Source organism: Streptomyces sp. WM6386 (genome assembly GCF_000972385.1).
Lineage (GTDB): Bacteria > Actinomycetota > Actinomycetes > Streptomycetales > Streptomycetaceae > Streptomyces.
This window is the reverse complement of the sequence record NZ_JXTE01000378.1, coordinates 1-594: the sequence shown is the minus strand read 5'-3', so window position 1 is coordinate 594 and position 594 is coordinate 1. Positions and strand designations below refer to the sequence as shown.

At 70.5% G+C, this 594-nt stretch carries 1 protein-coding gene; it reads right to left on the bottom strand.

All coding sequences use genetic code 11. The features are described from left to right. The coding region (locus tag TN53_RS41830) for an alpha-N-acetylglucosaminidase TIM-barrel domain-containing protein (protein ID WP_046264135.1) at positions 1-594 on the bottom strand (594 nt) is incomplete at both ends.

Below are 594 nucleotides of genomic sequence, written 5' to 3'. Positions count from 1 at the left end.
AGGCGGAGCTGTCCCTCAACTCCGCTCGCACCGCGAGGAGTTCGGTGAGTGCGGCATCGAAGGCCGTGGTGTCGTAGCGGTCCTTCTCCGGCCCCCAGGCGGCGGCCTTGTTCGCCGTCAGACTCGGACGGGCGCCGAACAGTCCGTCGGGTGCCTCGCTCCAGCCGTCCGCGCGGGACATGTTGTACGCCGTGTCGCGGATCGTCCGCCAGGCCGCGGCGGCGTGCCGGTCGGGTCCGCCGTAGCGGGAGAGGGCGTACGCGGCGAACCAGTCGTCCAGGTTGACGGGGCCGGACGTCCAGGCCAGGTCGGGGAGGAGGGCGAGGGCGGGTGCGTTGTTGTCCGCCCCCTCGGGCATCGCCGCGATTCCGGCGAGCGAACTGCCCTTCTTGTCACGCCACTTGGGGTACTGCTCCACCCAGTCCGGGGCGTTGGCGCCGATCGGGGTGTGGCCGCCGAAGTTCCATATGCTGCCGAAGGCGTACGGGGTGCCGCCCCAGTCGTTCTCCCGGTCCGTGACGGTGGTGTAGCGGTCCGACAGTCCGTCCACGATCAGCATCCGGGACTTGTCGACGCCGTCGAGCAGCTCCTTGG